Origin of the sequence: Arthrobacter sp. TB 26 (genome assembly GCF_000427315.1) — a bacterium.
Taxonomy (GTDB): Bacteria; Actinomycetota; Actinomycetes; order Actinomycetales; family Micrococcaceae; genus Arthrobacter.
In genome coordinates this window covers 1-15,509 of record NZ_AUPJ01000102.1, presented here as the reverse complement: position 1 = coordinate 15,509, position 15,509 = coordinate 1, and the positions used below count along the sequence as shown (strand labels likewise).

The 15,509-nt window shown below is 66.3% G+C and carries 14 protein-coding genes; 9 read left to right on the top strand and 5 right to left on the bottom strand.

Annotated elements, in window-relative coordinates; translation table 11 throughout:
• Window positions 1-111: 111 nt before the first annotated feature.
• The 4 genes from K789_RS0102990 to K789_RS0102975 are packed head-to-tail and all read left to right on the top strand — an operon-like array spanning window position 112 to window position 5,443.
• On the top strand, window positions 112-1,620 hold the full coding sequence (locus K789_RS0102990; RefSeq protein ID WP_024365450.1) for an SCO6880 family protein: 1,509 nt from the start codon (window positions 112-114) through the stop codon (window positions 1,618-1,620).
• A gap of 27 nt (window positions 1,621-1,647) precedes the next feature.
• Window positions 1,648-3,219: an ATP/GTP-binding protein gene (locus tag K789_RS0102985; protein WP_237739494.1), complete on the top strand. Its 1,572-nt coding sequence runs from the start codon at window positions 1,648-1,650 to the stop codon at window positions 3,217-3,219.
• Window positions 3,216-4,988: a type IV secretory system conjugative DNA transfer family protein gene (locus K789_RS0102980; RefSeq protein WP_024365448.1), complete on the top strand. Its 1,773-nt coding sequence runs from the start codon at window positions 3,216-3,218 to the stop codon at window positions 4,986-4,988. The genes K789_RS0102985 and K789_RS0102980 overlap by 4 nt, the downstream gene beginning before the upstream one ends.
• A gap of 14 nt (window positions 4,989-5,002) precedes the next feature.
• A complete protein-coding gene (locus tag K789_RS0102975) occupies window positions 5,003-5,443 on the top strand; it encodes a DUF4913 domain-containing protein (protein WP_024365447.1) in 441 nt (146 codons plus the stop codon).
• Window positions 5,444-5,626: 183 nt separating this feature from the next.
• Here K789_RS0102975 and K789_RS0102970 read toward each other — a convergent pair whose 3' ends face one another.
• The 5 genes from K789_RS0102970 to K789_RS0102945 form a co-directional block, all read right to left on the bottom strand.
• Window positions 5,627-6,262: a DUF3105 domain-containing protein gene (locus tag K789_RS0102970; RefSeq protein WP_024365446.1), complete on the bottom strand. Its 636-nt coding sequence runs from the start codon at window positions 6,260-6,262 to the stop codon at window positions 5,627-5,629.
• A 32-nt stretch (window positions 6,263-6,294) separates the two neighbouring features.
• Complete coding sequence (locus K789_RS0102965) at window positions 6,295-6,888, bottom strand: DUF305 domain-containing protein (protein WP_024365445.1); 594 nt, start codon at window positions 6,886-6,888, stop codon at window positions 6,295-6,297.
• Window positions 6,889-6,986: 98 nt separating this feature from the next.
• Complete coding sequence (locus K789_RS0102960; RefSeq protein ID WP_237739493.1) at window positions 6,987-7,604, bottom strand: M23 family metallopeptidase; 618 nt, start codon at window positions 7,602-7,604, stop codon at window positions 6,987-6,989.
• A 724-nt stretch (window positions 7,605-8,328) separates the two neighbouring features.
• A complete protein-coding gene (locus tag K789_RS0102950) occupies window positions 8,329-9,297 on the bottom strand; it encodes a cytochrome c oxidase assembly protein (RefSeq protein ID WP_024365443.1) in 969 nt (322 codons plus the stop codon).
• Window positions 9,298-9,346: 49 nt separating this feature from the next.
• The gene (locus K789_RS0102945; RefSeq protein WP_024365442.1) at window positions 9,347-9,766 is read right to left on the bottom strand and encodes an ArsR/SmtB family transcription factor; all 420 of its coding nucleotides are present in this window, start codon (window positions 9,764-9,766) and stop codon (window positions 9,347-9,349) included.
• A gap of 182 nt (window positions 9,767-9,948) precedes the next feature.
• Here K789_RS0102945 and K789_RS0102940 point away from each other — a divergent pair, with 182 nt between their 5' ends.
• From K789_RS0102940 to K789_RS24360, 5 genes are all read left to right on the top strand, one after another.
• Window positions 9,949-12,039: a cytochrome c oxidase assembly protein gene (locus tag K789_RS0102940; RefSeq protein ID WP_024365441.1), complete on the top strand. Its 2,091-nt coding sequence runs from the start codon at window positions 9,949-9,951 to the stop codon at window positions 12,037-12,039.
• Window positions 12,040-12,130: 91 nt separating this feature from the next.
• A complete protein-coding gene (locus K789_RS0102935) occupies window positions 12,131-12,508 on the top strand; it encodes an ArsR/SmtB family transcription factor (RefSeq protein ID WP_024365440.1) in 378 nt (125 codons plus the stop codon).
• Window positions 12,505-13,422 (top strand): cation diffusion facilitator family transporter, encoded by a 918-nt coding sequence (locus K789_RS0102930; protein ID WP_024365439.1) that lies wholly within the window; start codon window positions 12,505-12,507, stop codon window positions 13,420-13,422. The genes K789_RS0102935 and K789_RS0102930 overlap by 4 nt, the downstream gene beginning before the upstream one ends.
• A complete protein-coding gene (locus tag K789_RS0102925) occupies window positions 13,422-14,117 on the top strand; it encodes a DsbA family protein (RefSeq protein ID WP_024365438.1) in 696 nt (231 codons plus the stop codon). The genes K789_RS0102930 and K789_RS0102925 overlap by 1 nt, the downstream gene beginning before the upstream one ends.
• A 94-nt stretch (window positions 14,118-14,211) precedes the next feature.
• Complete coding sequence (locus K789_RS24360) at window positions 14,212-15,465, top strand: copper resistance CopC family protein (RefSeq protein WP_084507200.1); 1,254 nt, start codon at window positions 14,212-14,214, stop codon at window positions 15,463-15,465.
• Window positions 15,466-15,509 lie beyond the last annotated feature (44 nt).

The following is a 15,509-nucleotide window of genomic DNA, read 5'->3' as shown; positions in this document are numbered from 1 at the left end:
CGGCTGGCATGGCCGTCGCCGTAGGAGCACAAGCAACGTTCAGGGTTTCTCAGGCCGCACAACAGACCGCGCAGGATTCAACCGGCCAATCAGAAACAGTGGAGGGCCCCAGTGGCAGCAATTAATACCGAATATAAGGAACCGTCCTACGGCAACTGGCGCGTCCCGCGCTCTGCCGGGCTGGGCAACCTCGGAGCTATCGGCACCGGCATTGTCATGGCCGGGTTGTTGCTGGGCATCATCAGCTTCGCCATCTGGGGCCTGTTCCCGGGCCTTGCTGTCCTGGCCGTGGCCGGGGCCAGTGCCCTGTTGCTGACGGTCAAGGACAAGCACGGCCAGTCCGTTGTTGACCGTTTCGGCACACGGATGAGCTTCCGGCTCTCCAAGTCCTCCGGAACGAATCTCTACCGTTCCGGCCCCCTCGGTGTGACGGAGTGGGGCATGTACCAGCTGCCCGGCCTCGCGGCGAAGTCCACCCTGTACGAATTCACCGACTCCTACAAGCGCCCGTTCGCACTCCTGCACGTGCCGTCCACCAGCCACTACACCGTGATCTTCTCCACCGAACCCGACGGCGCGTCCCTGGTGGACCCGGAGCAGGTCGATGCGTGGGTGGCGAACTGGGGCGGCTGGCTCGCCGGCCTCGGAGACGAAGCAGGCCTGGACGCCGCCGCCGTAACGGTCGAGACCGCACCGGATTCCGGCTACCGGCTCCGCAACGAGGTCACCATGAACATCGACCCGAATGCCCCGGATTTTGCCAAGAACGTGCTCAACGAGGTCATCAACACGTATCCGGAAGGTTCGGCCACGGTCCGGGCCTGGGTGTCCCTGTCCTTCAACGCCTCCCTGCGGGCCGGATCGAAGAAGCGCACACCTGAAGATGTGGCCCGTGACCTCGCGTCCCGGATCCCGGGCCTGTCGGCCCGGCTGCAGTCCACCGGCGCCGGGATCGCCCGTCCGATGTCCGCGCAGGAACTCTGCGAGGTCGTGCGGATCGCCTACGATCCGCCCGCTGCCCTGATCATTGATGAAGCTCACGCCGCCGGCTCCCCGGTGTCCCTGACCTGGGGCGAAGTTGGGCCCTCCGCGACGCAGGCGAGCTGGGATGACTACCGGCACGACAGCGCGTTCTCAGTTTCATGGACCATGACAGGTGCCCCGCGCGGGTCGGTGAACTCCTCGGTCCTGTCCCGGCTGCTGGCCCCGCACGGGGACATTGACCGTAAGCGGATCTCATTGCTGTACCGCCCGATGGATTCGGCCCGTGCCGCGGCCGTGGTGGAGCGGGACCAGAACAACGCCAACGTCCGCATCACCTCCGGGAACCGCCCGTCCGCCCGGGCCCTGGTCGATGCCCGCTCCGCTGTGCAGACCGCGCAGGAGGAGGCTCAGGGCGCCGGGCTGGTGAACTTCGGCATGGTCGTCACGGCCACCGTGACCGATAAGGAACGCCTCGCCGATGCCGTGGCCGCGGTGGAACAGACTTCCGGGACTGCCCGGGTGCTGCTGCGCCGGGCCTATGGCGCCCAGGACACGGCGTTCGCCGCGTCCCTGCCGCTGGGTCTGGTCCTTCCCAAGCACAGCCTCCTGCCCACCGAAATCAAGGATGCGCTCTAAATGGCCCTGAAGGAGTTTTTGACGTCAATGACTGCAAAGACAGTAAAGCCAGCAAAAGGTGCGCCCACGGACAAGTCCGAAAAGCAGCCCCGTGAGACCGGGCCAGGCGCCCGCGGCTGGACCGGACGCGGCGGCGGCATGGCCCAGCTCGTCCCGTCCGTGAAGGAATACCGGGGAACCACGGTCCAGGTCTGCGGGCTGTGGCCTTTTTCCTCCGGGGCATCCTCGCCCATGATCGGCGTCCCGCTCGGACGTCACGAAGAAACCCAGGCCACGGTCTGCTGCGACCCGATCAGCTGGTTCCAGCGCGCCCGCCTGATTTCCAACCCTTCCGCGTTCATCCTGGGCAAGCCGGGGCTGGGAAAGTCCACCGTGGTGCGCCGAATGTTCATCGGACTCTCCGCACAGGGCGTCCACCCCCTGATCCTGGGGGACCTCAAAGGCGAGCACGTCAAAGCCGTCCAGGCACTCGGCGGCCAGGTCATCAAGCTCGGCCGGGGAGTGGGCTACCTGAACATCCTCGATCCCGGACAGGCCGTCGAAGCGGCGCAGCTGCTCGAAGACAGCGGCCACCATGAGGACGCCGCCCGGGTCCGCGCCGACGCGCACGGCCGGCGCCTGACCATGGTTGTCTCCCTGATCACGATCAGCCGGAACAACCCGCCCACCGATCAGGAACAGACCATCCTGGACCGGGCCCTGCGGGTCCTCGATGACCGGTTCGACGGTGTTCCGGTCCTGAAAGACCTTCTGGACGTGATCATCTCCGCACCCGATGAGCTGCGGCAGGTTGCACTGGACCGCGGCGACATGAATGTCTACCTGCAGGAAACCCGCGCGCTGGAAGCAACCCTGCTCGGGCTGACCGGAGGCGGGAAGCTCGGAGAAATCTTCTCCCGGCACACCACCAACCCCATGATGCGCGACCGCGCCGTGGTCTTCGACGTCTCCAGCATCGACGAGACCGAAACCGACCTCCAAGCTGCAATTCTGCTCGCGTGCTGGTCCTACGGCTTCGGCACCGTCAACGTCGCAAACGCACTCGCGGACGCCGGTCTGGAACCGCGCCGGAACTACTTCGTCGTCCTGGATGAGCTGTGGCGGGCGCTGCGCGCCGGCAAAGGCATGGTGGACCGGGTGGACGCCCTGACCCGGCTGAACCGCTCCGTGGGGGTCGGACAGATCATGATTTCCCACACCATGTCCGACCTGCTGGCGCTGCCGGCGGAAGAAGACCGGATGAAAGCCCGCGGCTTCGTGGAACGCTCCGGCATGGTGATCTGCGGCGGCCTCCCCGCCTCCGAAATGCCGTTGCTGACCTCGGCCATTCCGCTGTCCCGGCAGGAGCAACAGAAGCTCATCTCCTGGCAGGACCCACCCGCTTGGGACTCCCGCGGCCTCGACGTCGAACCCCCCGGACGCGGGAAGTTCCTGATCAAGGTCGGCGGCCGGCCCGGGATCCCGGTTCTGGTGGGCCTGACATCTTTGGAGCAAGGCCCGGATGGAGTCAACGACACCGAAGGAAAGTGGCGTGAAACCCCGGAAACCCTCCTCGAGCCAATGACCCCTAACGTACCCCTTGAAGGAGGCACGCTGTGAGCGCACCGAACCGCAAAGGAATGGGCCTCGGGGATGCCCTGCTGGTCTGGTTCGCCATCGGCTTCATCGTCGTCTTCGGCGGCGGGACCTACGCGGCCGCCCACCTGGGATCCTGGATGGCCGGCATCGACTCACCCCCCAAGCATCCGATTGATCTGATCGCCGGGCTGGTCAAGGGCCGCGTGCCGTGGCCCGTCCAGTCCACCGTCGCGGCCGCCCTCATGGCCGGCGTGGTCCTGATCCTGGCCATCGTCGTGCTCGTGGCCTGGAAGAAGGGTGCCTCCAAGCGTGCCCGGGTAGATAAGGCCGCCCGGTACCTGGGTCGAGGGAAGTCCTTGGCTGCATTCTCCGAGAAGGGCGCGAAAGCGACGGCGGATCGGCTGGGCGTGACAGGAACGCCGGGCATCGTGGTGGGCAAGGTCGTCTCCACCGGCCAGACGTTCATTCAGTCCTGGGAAGACCTCAGCCTCGATATCTGGGGTCCCCGGACCGGTAAGTCCACCTCACGGGTGATGCCCGCGATCCTGGACGCACCGGGTGCTGTGGTGTCGACCTCGAACAAGCGCGACGTGGTGGACGGCACCCGCGGCGTCCGCGAGGCAACCGGCCCCGTGTGGGTGTTCGATCCGCAGAAGATCGCCCAGGAAGAAGCACAGTGGTGGTGGAACCCGCTCTCCTATGTCACCGACGAAGAGAAGGCGTACAAGCTCACGCAGCACTTTTCAGTCGGGTCGAGGGTCCCGGGGTCCAAGCCCGATGCCTACTTCGACCCCAAAGCCGAAGACATCCTCTCCTCGTACTTCCTCGCGGCCGCGCTCGGTGAACTTCCCATCACGCAGGTCTACCTGTGGGTGACGGAGCAGGTGAACCGGGAACCGATCAACATCCTGAAAGAGCATGACTACGAGCTGCAGTACAAGGGCCTGGAGTCCACGCTGGAGCTGGCCGACAAACAGCGCGACGGTATCTTCGGCACCGCCGAGAAGATGATCCAGTGCCTCAAGTCCAGAAACACGCTGCGCTGGGTCGCACCCATGGGAGGAGCGACGGTGGCCACGGATGCCCGCCGGCAGTTCAATCCGCACGCTTTCGCTGCCTCGCAGGAGACGATCTACATCCTCTCCAAGGAAGGGGCCGGCTCAGCGTCCCCGCTCACCACAGCGTTGACGGTGGCGATCGCTGAGGCGATGGAGGAACGGGCCGAGCGCAGCGGCGGCCGTCTGCCCAAGCCTGCGCTGTTCGCCCTCGATGAGTTGGCCAACGTCGTCCGCTGGGCAGCCCTGCCGGATCAGTTCAGCCACTACGGGTCCAAGGGCCTGATCGTCATGGGCATCCTGCAGTCCTGGTCCCAGGGCGTCGAACTCTGGGGCGAGGCGAACATGCGGAAAATCTGGTCGGCCGCGAACGTCAAGGTCTACGGTGGCGGCGTCGCTGAAGAAGGTTTCCTCCGGGCGCTCTCGGACCTGATCGGGGACTACAGCTATACCAACGTCTCCGTCTCCTCCGGTAAGTCCGGCTCCAGCCGTTCCCGGCAGGAGGGCAAGGAGCGAATCTTCGATGTCTCCAACCTGGCGGAGCTGGACCGTGGCCGCGCCGTGGTCCTGGCTTCCGGCGCACCCGCCACATTGGTCCGGACCATTCCCTGGTACACCGGCCGGCACAAGGACGCCGTGGAGGCGTCCATCAAGAAGTGCAGCCCCCACCCGGAGGAACCGGAGGCCGTCCTGGTGCCCTCCGCTCCGGTCGCTAATCCCTGGGTCACCGGGTAAGGAAGCAATCAGCCATGGCAGATGATTTCGGACTGTTCGACACGGACACGCCCGCGCCCAATCCCGGCAATAGCGAGGACGGCAAGCCGGAGAAGGAACCGGAGCTCGTCTACGGCACGGCCGAAGAGTTCCTTCACGAGCAGCTGCTGCCGACATACGTCCGCAGCGTCACGGGGAAGTCCGCGAAGTGGTGCATCGAGTGGTACTTCCACCCCGAAGCGGTCTCACGTGTCGCGGCGCTCTGGCGTTCCTGGGAGCACCTACGCCTCGACCCGGCCACCGGCATGAGCGTCTGGTGGCGCGACCACGCAGACCACCACATGAGAGTCCTCTTGGACCCACAGGGACCCTTTTACAACTGCGATCTGAAAGAACATCGCGACCCCGAACACCTGGAACCAAAGATGGCACCAGCGGGCTGGTTCCCCGACGTCCGGCTGTCCGCCGGCCCGTAGGGCCCGCTCAATTCGCAGCGCCGATAAGCATGCCAACGACGCGATGAGGTTTCGGCTATCCATCTCGTCTGCAATGGCGTCGACTACGCCGTCATAGGGGCTCGGCGCGGTCTCTGCCCGTAGATGGTTCTGGTTGCGGCTGCTTTCCCCGACGGCGCAGTTAGCTGGGTGAAGCGTTTCGGGTCAGCCCTGGACGCCGCCGGTGCAAACGGCGCCGGGCTCAGGGGTTTGGGGGCCTTGTCGGTACCTCGTGATGAAGGCCGCCAGACGCTCGTCTTCCGCGTTGTCGACGGAGAGCTGTTTTCCCCAGGCGGTGGCGGTCACCGGGGAGGCCTGGTCGGTGACCGGGCTGAGCAGGAGGTAATCCTGCGTGCCGGCGATGCCGGTTAGCTCTGCGATCTGGTCTTTTGCCAGATCCGGCCGGTAGGAGAGCCACACGGCGCCGTGCTCGAGGGAGTGCACGGCCTGGGTCTGCTCAACAGGGGTTGTGTAGATGCCGCAGTTCGTCCATACCGGTGCGTGGTCCCCGCCCGTGGCAGGGGTCCGCGGGTAGCTGACGGGTTCGCGGGTGTGGTTCCTGGACTGGTCGGGGTAGTCCTGCTCGCCTTCCACCGGACGGGAAGCCGCTGCCTTGGTCTCTTCGCGCTGCCGGACCTCGCCGACGACCACGAAGGTCACCGCCGCGATGATGGAGCCGACCAGCACCGCGCCGGTGCCGTAGATCAGCCAGGCCCGGCGTCTCCGGGCAGCGCGCTGCTTTGCCTGCAGCGCCTTGAGAATCGCGGTGCGTTCCTCGGACGTCTTCCTCGGTGCAGCCATGGGGGCTCTCTCGCTTTCTTGGGAATGAATGGTTAGAGTCTGGCGCGCAGCTCTTGAAGGGCGGTGATTTCCGCGGTCTGGGCTTCCAGGATCCGGGCGGCGAAGTCTTTGACGCGGGCGGTCTCGGCGAGTCCTACGGCGGCCGTGGCCATGGCGACCCCGCCCTGATGGTGCCGGATCATCAGGTCCGTGAAGAGCCGGTCGGCTTCGGGCCCGGCCGCGTTGCGCAGTGCCTTCATCTGGTCGGGCGTGGCCACCCCTTCCATGGTTCCTTCGGCGGCGCCCGGCCCGGTGTGCGTGGCGCCCTGATGGGTGCCGTCTCCTGCCCGCATCCACGCCATCGGCGGCGTCGGTCCTGACGGGGACAGACCCCAGTCCTGGAGCCAGGCAAACATTTGGCCGTTCTGGTGCTGTTGGGTGGTGGCGATGTCGTAGGCGATGGCCCGGATTTCCTCGTTGGCCGATTTGTCCCGGATCAACAGGGCCATCTCAACGGCTTGGGCGTGGTGTGCCTGCATGTCGCGGGCAAATCCGGCGTCCGGTCCGGTGTCCGGCACGGCCTTGGGTCCGGCGGACAGCCGGCCGATGGCGAAGAAGGCTGCGGCGGTGAGGAGTGTGACGGCCACGAGGATAATCCAGAGGCGTTTGGGGCGAAGCCCCGCTGTTCCTGCCGGAGGCATTCGCGGCGTCCCGGCGCGTGGTTCGCACCAGTTGTCGGTCATGGTTATATCCAGCCTCGGGGGTCGACGGTGAGCCCGTTGCGCACGACTTCGAAGTGGAGGTGGCAGCCGGTGGAGTTGCCTGTCGTTCCGGCTCCGGCCAGCCTCTGACCTCGGGCCACGACAGCCCCGATGGTTGTCTCGATGGAAGACAGGTGGTTATAGGTGCTTTTCATGCCGTTGCCGTGCTCTATTACGATCCGGTTGCCGCCGCCATTGGGGGACCAGCCGGCCTCCACGACCGTGCCCGCTCCGGCGGAGAAGACGGCCGTCCGGCATGCTGCCTGCAGGTCCAGGCCAGTGTGCAATTCCCCGGGTCCGCCCGTGATGGGGTTGGTGCGGAGCCCGAAAGGAGAGGTGACAGACATGGTGGCCAGGGGAGCGCCCAGGCCCTTGGAAGCCGGGGCCGAGGACACAACTGCCTCTACTTGGGCGGGCGCGGCGATGGTGGTGACATCTGTCCTGGGGAAGGTGACGGTGGCCGCAGCGGATGCTTCGACGGCCGGGTCTGCTATCTCGGGTGCCACCTGCGCAGCTGCAGGTCCGGATATTTCATGTCCGAGCTGGGCGTGGGCGGCAGGGAGGCCCGTGGCGAGGAGCACGGCTGCCGCCAACGCTGACACGCCGGGGATCCACCCGCGGCCAACGGGCCTGGGTTCGGCGCCCCTTGTGAAGTCGCGGCCTGTCGCGGCAGGTTCGGCCCGGTGGCGCCGGCGGTCGTTCCGTGTCGCCATGCGGCGTCCGCGGCGGGAAGGGACTGGCATGGGGATCCTTTCGGGTCGCCTGCGACCGACGGCCGCGGCAAGTAACGCTGCCACGGGGCGCCGAATCGCGCACGCTTATGCGTAACCCGTGGCAGGCACCCTGCCCGGGAAGCGGTCTCCGAAGCTTTAGTACAGCAAATTCTGAATCACGTTACAGCCAAAGGCCTTCCGTTACAATTCTGTGACAATTCAACACCGCACTTCGGCCAGCTGCTGCAATCTTTTTTCTACAGCCGGTAGAACCACATGACTGTGAATATCTTCATACGATCAGGTGATTCGGTCAAATTTCCCGCAGCGACGCGCGGACGGCGTGGCCTTCGAGCGGACCGTCTCCGTGGGCTGCCCGGCTTTGATGACAGTGACGGCGGCATCCTGCTGTCATTGACGCGGCTTGTCCCTCCGCGGGCCTTCCCAGGACCTTGTCCTGGACAATCAGGGTCGGGGCGGCCCCCGGATCCTGGGCTTCCAAAAGGGCACCGTGAAGGCGCTGATTACCGGGGCAGCCGCCGGAGCCTAACGCGCCGCGGCCGCTGTTTCTGCCCGGAAAAGACGGTCTGGCCGCCCGCCCCGGCATTCAGTATCACCGGCGACGTTCCGGCCGGCTGGCCAGCTGCTGGAGGTAGTCGTTATAGGCATCCAACTCCGGGGTGCCCTCCCTGGCAGCGGCCCGCTCCGCGCGGACCCACCCCCTGGCCTCATCCCGCTGCCAGCGGACCATGATGAAAATGAGCATCAGGACTCCGGGCAGTTCCCCGTAGGACCAGGCCAGGCCGCCGGCGACCCCCTGGTCCGTTATTGGATCTATGTTCCATTGCGGGGGAGACATCGAGAAGAAGTCGATCATCGGCGTGGTGGCCATCATGAGAACGACCCCGAAGAACGCGTGCAGCGGCATTTCGGCGAACATGTCGATCATCCGCCCGAAATGACTCTGGCGTTCGGGCAGCGGATCCGCCGAGATCAGCGGAACCGTGAACAGGATTCCGGCAGCCAGGAACAGCAGCTCGAGACCGACGTGACCGTACCAGCTGGGTAGGAGGAGGTCCGCGATGCCGGAGAAGTACACGCCATAGAAGCTGAGCAGAAACAGCGGAACCATGAAAGCAGGGTGGATCGCCAACCGTCCCAAGCGGGAGCGAAGACCCCAGATCGCGGCGCGCAGGATCACCCGGCCCGCCCCGCGGTGGGGTGTTGCCCGCAGCAGCAGGGTCCCGGGTGAACCGATCACCAGCAGCGGCGGCACGGCCATCATCAGCGTCAGCTGCTGGAACATGAATATCGAGAACATACGCAGCCCGTAGCCTTCGATCCCTGCGCCCATGACCACGATGAGGGCCAGGCAGCCGGTCAGGAAGGAGGCGGTGCGAACGGGCGACCAGCGCCGCCCCTGCCGCCACAGGCTGACGGCACCGGCGAGGTAAAGCAGCGCCGCGAGCATAGCCAGGGCCGGTATCAGCGGGACGGGCTGCAGGTTGGGAGCGAGGTACTCGGCCAGCGAGGGAGGCAGCGTCGGGATCCAGACAGGACCGTCAATCTCAGGTTCGGACATCATGCCGTTAGATTCCGGCCGGGGGCGGGACGGGTAGGCTGCCCGGGTGCTAGCGGCCGGCGGCCATTTGCAGCCTGTCCCGCCCGGTGTGCCCGACATGGGTCAAGCCAAGGTCCAGGAGCATGCGGACGTGGGAGTCCGCCAGCGAGTAATAGGCCATCCTGCCGGCACGCCGGACCGTCACCACGCGTGGTCCGCGCAGCAGCCGCAGGGCATGTGAGACACCCGATTCGCTCAGGCCGGTGGTGGCGGCCAGATCGCACACGCACATTTCGCCTTCGAGCAAGGCGATAAGGATCCGGACCCGCCCCGGATCCGAGAGCAGGCCGAAGACGACCGCCAAATCCGCCACGTCGGCCTCCTCCGGCATCCTGGAGCGGACCTGTTCCACTTTGTCGGCATCCACCAGGCGCAGGGAGCATTCGCTGACCTGGCCGGCAGGCGCCGGCGGCTGTGAGCTTCGGGTCATTCGTCAAGATTACCTCTACTGCTAATGCTTCGCATTTACACCACGGCGGGGAACCACCCTCGGGTCTCCAATTAACGTGTGAACAACTCTACAGATATTCTGGTGGGGCACGGCAGCGCGCCGGCACCGCCCGCTTCCGCATCCCGGCAGCAGGTTCCGGACCACGTCTTTAAGGATCTCTTGTGGCGCTGAAAGCCCCCGCCAACGCCCCGACGGTCTCGCCACGGCTGGTGTGGCTCGCTGTCGCCGGTGTCATCGCCGTGACGGCTGTCCTGGCGGCCACTGCATACGGCAGGGGTACGTTGCCCCCGGAAACCCGGGACCCGGGGGCCCTGGTCCGTTGGGGCTACGGCATCGCGCAGACCCTCCACAACACCGCCGCCGCCGCAACCATCGGCGCCCTCGTGTTCGCCGCCTCCATCATCCCGCCGGCGATGCGGAGCCCGGGACGCAGCACCCCCGGGCGGAAGGAACAGGACCGTGCTCCGGCACAGGAGCATCCGGCATTCACCCGCATCATGTTGCTGGCCTCGACGGCCAGCGCGCTCTGGGCATTGTCCGCCATGGCCGTTCTGGTATTCAGCTTCTCGGACATCACCGGAATTCCCGTGTCCGGGAGCAGCGAATACGCCTCCCAGCTGGCCTCCTACGTCACGGAGCTGCCCACCGGGACCGCGTGGCTGTGGGTGGTCATCATTTCCGCGTCGGTATCGACGCTGACTTTCGGTCTCCGCTCCCGCGGCGGGCTGGCCGCTGCGGCGCTGCTGGCCCTGGCCGGGCTCCTTCCCATGATCCTGATCGGTCATGCCGCCGGCGGCACCGACCACGAACAGGCCATCAACTCATTGGGCCTCCACCTGGTGGGCGTGTGCCTCTGGCTGGGTGGGCTGATTGCGCTGGCGGTCGGAGGGACGGCCTTTGGCAAGGACACCGCGGCGGTCCTGGAACGGTTTTCCGCACTGGCCGGTTTCGCTTTTATCCTCGTGGTCGCCTCGGGCCTCATCAACGCCGCCATCCGCATCGATTTTCCTGCTGGGCTGGCCTCGCCCTACGGCGTCCTCCTCCTGGGCAAAACCGCTGCCACCCTCGTCCTGGGCGCCGTCGGCTTCCTGCACCGCCGACGCCTGATTCCCGGGCTGGCCCTGAAATCCGACACCGGGACAAACACCCGGCTGCTGTGGCGCTTCGTCGTCGTGGAGCTTCTGATCATGGGCGCGGTCAGCGGCCTCGCCGCGGCGCTGAGCCGGACGCCTCCGCCCGGGGGAGAGGACGTCCGTCCGGCCCTGACGCCGGCGGAAATCCTCACCGGCTACCTGCTGCCCCCGGAGCTGACTGCAGAGCGGTGGTTCACCGTCTGGCGGCCGGACTGGCTCTGGATCGCAGTGGCCGTGACCGGCGCGTACCTGTACCTGCGGGCGGCGCGGCGCCTCCGGGTCCGCGGTGACACGTGGCCGTGGGCACGGACGCTCCTGTGGCTGACCGGCCTGACCGCGCTGGTATTCTTCACCTCCGGCGGACCGTCCGTTTACGGCCGGATACTGTTCAGCGCCCACATGCTGGACCACATGGCTCTGACCATGGTTGTTCCGGTGTTCCTCGTCCTCGGATCCCCGGTCACCCTGGCGCTCCGGACACTGGCCCCACGGCATGACGGTTCCCGCGGCCCCAGGGAATGGATCATGATTCTGGTCCATTCCCGGGTGGCCGCCATCGTGACCCACCCTTTGTTCGTTGCTGCCAACTTCGCCGGATCCATCGTGCTCTTTTACTACTCGGACGCGTTCGGCTTCGCCCTCCGCGAGCACGTCGGGCACGAACTTATGACGGTCCACTTCGTGCTCACCGGCTACCTCTTTGTCCTGTCCATGATCGGCACGGACCCCGTCCCGGTCCGCGCACCCTACCCGCTGCGGCTGCTGCTGCTGCTGGCAACCATGGCCTTCCACGCCTTCTTTGGCGTGACCCTGATGGGATCCACCACACTGATCCAGCCGGACTGGTTCACCGGGCTGGGGCGGGACTGGGGGCTGCCGGCCCTGGAGGACCAGCAAATGGCCGGTGCCATTACCTGGGGTATCGGCGAGGTCCCCACGCTGCTGATTGCCCTGGGCGTGGCGGTCATGTGGTCACGATCTGATGCCCGTGAGACCCGCCGTACCGACCGGGCCGCCGCCCGGAACCAGGACGCGGACCTGACTGCCTACAACGCCATGCTCGCCCGCCTGGAGGAACGCAGCAGCACCACGGCCCGGGCCCATGATCGAGGCAAGTAGCGCACTCCGGTCCGTTCGCAGTGACGCCGGGTTGACCGCCGGACAGAACACCAAATGCTCTGAATCCAGAAATCTCTGTATCATTCCGGATATGCGCATACTGTCCACAATTGACGTTCTGGCACGCTTCGGCAAGGCACTGGCCGACCCGACCCGGGCAGCAATCCTGCTCGAACTGAAGTCCGGCCCGGCCTGCCCGTCAGACCTCGCCGACCGGATTGGGGTCAGCCGCCAGATCCTCTCCAACCACCTGGCGTGCCTGCGCGACTGCGGCCTGGTTGTCGGGGACCCCGCCGGACGGCGGATCCACTACCGCCTCTCGGACCCGCGTCTGGCGCACGCCCTCGAAGACCTGCTTGGTACCATCCTGACCGTCGACCCTATCTGCAGCTGCGCCGAGCCCGACTGCCCCCAGGACAAGGTAGCCCCACTGACCGGCCACGAACCCCTGATGGACGTGGCCCGATGAGCGGTCATGATCATGACCACGGCGCCGCCGGAGGCAGCAACCGCGGAAAGCTGATCATCGTTTTCTCCATCACATTTGCGGTCATGATCGCGGAGATCATCGGTGCTGTCCTTGCCGGCAGCCTGGCGCTGCTGGCCGATGCCGGCCACATGTTCACGGATTCCACCGGTTTGCTGATCGCGCTCATCGCCGCGTCACTGGCGCTGAAACCGGCCACATCAAAACGGACGTGGGGCTACAAACGGGCCGAAATTATCGCCGCAGCGGGCCAAGCCGCGCTGCTGCTCGGTGTCGGCGGCTTCGTCATCGTTGAGGGGATACGGCGGCTCTTCGATCCTCCGGAGGTTGGCGGAGACACGATGCTGTGGTTCGGCATCATCGGCCTGGCCGGTAATGTCATCGGCCTGATCGTTCTGGCCTCGGGCCGGAACCACAACTTCAATATGAAGGCCGCGTTCCTGGAAGTGCTCAATGACGCGCTCGGGTCCGTGGCCGTGATCGTCGCGGCCATCATCATCGCCGTGACCGGCTGGGTCCAGGCGGACGCCGTCGTCTCGCTGTTCATCGGCGTCCTGATCATTCCCCGCACGCTCAAGCTGCTCCGCGACACCGTCAACGTGCTGATGGAAAACGCACCCCAGGGACTGGACATGGCAGAAGTCCGCGAGCACATCCTGGCGCTGCCGCACGTCATCGACGTCCACGACCTGCACGCCTCCCTCGTAGCCTCCGGAACCCCGGTCCTCTCGGCCCACGTCACCGTCGAAGACACGTGCATGACCGACGGCCATGCCGCCACCATCCTCGCCGAGCTGCAGCGCTGCGTAGCCGAACACTTCGACGTCAGCGTCGAACACTCCACCTTCCAAATCGAACCCGCCGCCCACCGCGACCAGGAAAGCATCCCGCACTAATGACACAGACACCCACGAAACCCGCCCCCGCACCGAGAGACCCGGCGAAGAAGGCCCGCCTCGTGATCTGGATCCTGCTCGGTGTCATCGTCGCCGCAGCCGTGATCTGGTACGCGGTCTTCACCACCACCAAACCGGCACCGGCACCCCCGGCCCCGGCGGCGTCCGCGGAGCTGGTCCGCGAGGACAGCCACCGCGTCACCTCACCTGTGACGGAGAAAGCCCAGCTGGTGGAGTTCCTGGACTTCGAATGTGAGTCCTGCCGCGCCGCCTACCCCCTCGTCGAGGAACTCAAGGAAGAGTACGGAGACCGGATCACGTTCGTGAACCGGTACTTCCCGCTCCCGGGACACCGGAACTCCGGCACCTCGGCCCTGGCCGTGGAAGCTGCCGCTCAGCAGGGCCAGTACGAGCAGATGTATGCCAAGATGTTCGAAACCCAGCCCCAGTGGGGCGAAAGCCAGGACTCCCAGGCACCCCTGTTCAGGACCTTCGCACAGGAACTGGGACTGGACCTGACTAAGTATGACGCCGCCGTAGCGGACGAGAAAACCATCGACAGGATCCGTAAAGACGTCGCCGACGGCAGGGCCCTGGGCGTGACCGGGACGCCCACGTTCTTCCTCAACGGCGAAAAACTCGTCCTTAACACCGAAGAACAGTTTCGCCAGAAACTCACCGACGCCACCAAATAGGTCCCCCGACCGGGCACGGCGGGCGGCGGCCGCGCCCGGGGCCATAGTTTCTACGTAACGTAGAATCTGCCGCTTAACGAAGGAGCCCGGCACTGTGAATCTTGCGCGCGCCCCGTTGCGGATCCCGCGGACCCTTGCCGTCGCGGGAACCGTTCTTTCCCTTGCGGCGACTGCGCATGTTTTCGCCGGCGGGGAACTGCCGACGCCGCCGGTCCTCGCCGCGCTGGCAGCGCTGACGACTTTGGCCGCGGCACCCTTGACCGGTGCCAGAATGACTGCCCCGGTACTTGCCGGATATCTCCTTGCGGGACAATTCGCCCTCCACCAGGCATTCTCTGCCTTGTCCGGTCCGGCGGGAGCGGTCGCTCGGCCGGCGGCCCACGCGCACTACGGACAGATCCTTCCCGCCCCCGGTCCTGACGCCGCCCTTCGGGTCATGCCGGCCGCGGATCCCGCCGCTGCAATGCTTGGCCTGCACGTTCTGGCCACGCTTGCCACCGCCCTTATGCTCGCCCGGACCGAGGCATCGTTGTGGGCAGTGGCGGCGTGGCTGCGGATCCTGATTAAGCCACTAATTCCGGGGGCTATGCCGCCAGTGTTGCGCCTGGCCGTCATCGGCGGCAGACGGCCCGCGCGGAGGGTGGCAGCACTAGGGCAGGTGTCGGCACGGGGACCGCCGCTGGGGGTCGGCCGCCATGCGGCCCTGCCAGCCATTCTCCGACGATCCAGAATTGAAGACCCCACTATGAACCTGATCCAAAAACAACGCGTCCGTCTTGGCCTGGCACTGGCCGCCGGGCTCCTTATCCCGGCGGTTGCCGCAGGACCGGCCCTGGCCCACGACGCCCTTCAGTCCACGACCCCGGCCGCGGACGCTACCGTGACCTCCGCGCCGAGGACGGTCTCGCTCACCCTCTCGAAGCCGCCGACCGATTCGGAAAGCTTGAACCTCAGCGTCATCACCGTTACCGACGGCGAGGGAAAAACGCTCAGCGACGGGAAAGTGACCGTCACCGGCGCCACGATTTCCACCACGGTCGCCCCCGGCGCCAACGGGCCTCACAAAGTGCTGTGGCGGGCCGTTTCCTCCGACGGACACCCGATCGACGGAAGTTACTCCTACACGGTTCAGGACCCTGACCGAACCGCATCGGCGGCACCTTCGCCGGCACCGACCCCGGCACCGACCCCGACATCCGCCGCGGCCACCACCGAGTACGAACGGGCCGCACCACCCAACAACGACAACGCGCTGCTGACGCTGGGCATCGCGGCAGCCGTCATCGCTGCACTGGCCGGCATCCTCCTCCTGGGCAACCGCAAGCGGGCCAGGAACAGGAACTCCTAAAGCCCCGGCACGCCCTCCCGGCCTGACCCCGGAAACCGGACCAT

Excerpts from the sequence above, each read along its gene's own strand:
- K789_RS0102985 (WP_237739494.1), top strand. The coding sequence starts at position 1,648 with ATGACTGCAAAGACAGTAAAGCCAGCAAAAGGTGCGCCCACGGACAAG.
- K789_RS0102975 (WP_024365447.1), top strand. The coding sequence starts at position 5,003 with ATGGCAGATGATTTCGGACTGTTCGACACGGACACGCCCGCGCCCAAT.
- K789_RS0102970 (WP_024365446.1), bottom strand. The coding sequence starts at position 6,262 with ATGGCTGCACCGAGGAAGACGTCCGAGGAACGCACCGCGATTCTCAAG.
- K789_RS0102950 (WP_024365443.1), bottom strand. The coding sequence starts at position 9,297 with ATGTCCGAACCTGAGATTGACGGTCCTGTCTGGATCCCGACGCTGCCT.
- K789_RS0102945 (WP_024365442.1), bottom strand. The coding sequence starts at position 9,766 with ATGACCCGAAGCTCACAGCCGCCGGCGCCTGCCGGCCAGGTCAGCGAA.
- K789_RS0102935 (WP_024365440.1), top strand. The coding sequence starts at position 12,131 with ATGCGCATACTGTCCACAATTGACGTTCTGGCACGCTTCGGCAAGGCA.
- K789_RS0102930 (WP_024365439.1), top strand. The coding sequence starts at position 12,505 with ATGAGCGGTCATGATCATGACCACGGCGCCGCCGGAGGCAGCAACCGC.
- K789_RS0102925 (WP_024365438.1), top strand. The coding sequence starts at position 13,422 with ATGACACAGACACCCACGAAACCCGCCCCCGCACCGAGAGACCCGGCG.